The organism is Mesorhizobium sp. M2A.F.Ca.ET.037.01.1.1, assembly GCF_003998075.1.
GTDB lineage: Bacteria > Pseudomonadota > Alphaproteobacteria > Rhizobiales > Rhizobiaceae > Mesorhizobium.
This window is the reverse complement of record NZ_RZSA01001726.1, coordinates 1-552: the sequence shown is the minus strand read 5'-3', so window position 1 is coordinate 552 and position 552 is coordinate 1. Positions and strand designations below refer to the sequence as shown.

The 552-nt window shown below is 65.4% G+C and carries 1 pseudogene; it reads right to left on the bottom strand.

Annotation, left to right across the window (positions count from 1 at the left end):
• A pseudogene (locus EOA27_RS39460) lies at positions 1-533 on the bottom strand (aldehyde dehydrogenase family protein); the annotation flags it as partial.
• Positions 534-552: the final 19 nt, after the last annotated feature.

The window sequence follows — 552 nt, the reverse complement described above, 5'->3', positions numbered from 1 at the left end:
GTGCCCGAAAGCCCCTCGCCGCCGAAGGGCTGCGAGCCGACCACGGCGCCGATCTGGTTGCGGTTGACATAGATGTTGCCGGCATGGATGCCGTCGACGAAATGCTGGACCCGGCCCTCGATGCGCGTATGCAGGCCGAAGGTGAGGCCATAGCCCTTGCGGTTGATGGCGGCGATGACCTGGTCGATCTCGTCGGCGTCGAAAGTCGCGACGTGCAGCACCGGGCCGAACACCTCGCGCTCCATCTCCTCGATGCCCTTGACGCGGAAGACATGCGGGGCGACGAAGCGGCCGGTGGCCGGAGCTTCGATCCTGGCGATCAGCCGGCCTTCCAGCCCCTTCTTCTTGCAATAGTCGCTGATCGAAGCCTGCGCCTCGTCGTCGATGACCGGGCCGACATCGGTCGAGATGGCCCAGGGATTGCCGACGTTGAGCGCTTCCATCGCGCCCTTCAGCATCTCCAGCATCTTTTTCTCGACGTCCTTCTGGACGTAGAGCACGCGCAGCGCCGAGCAGCGCTGGCCGGCGCTGCGCGTGCTCTACGTCCAGAAG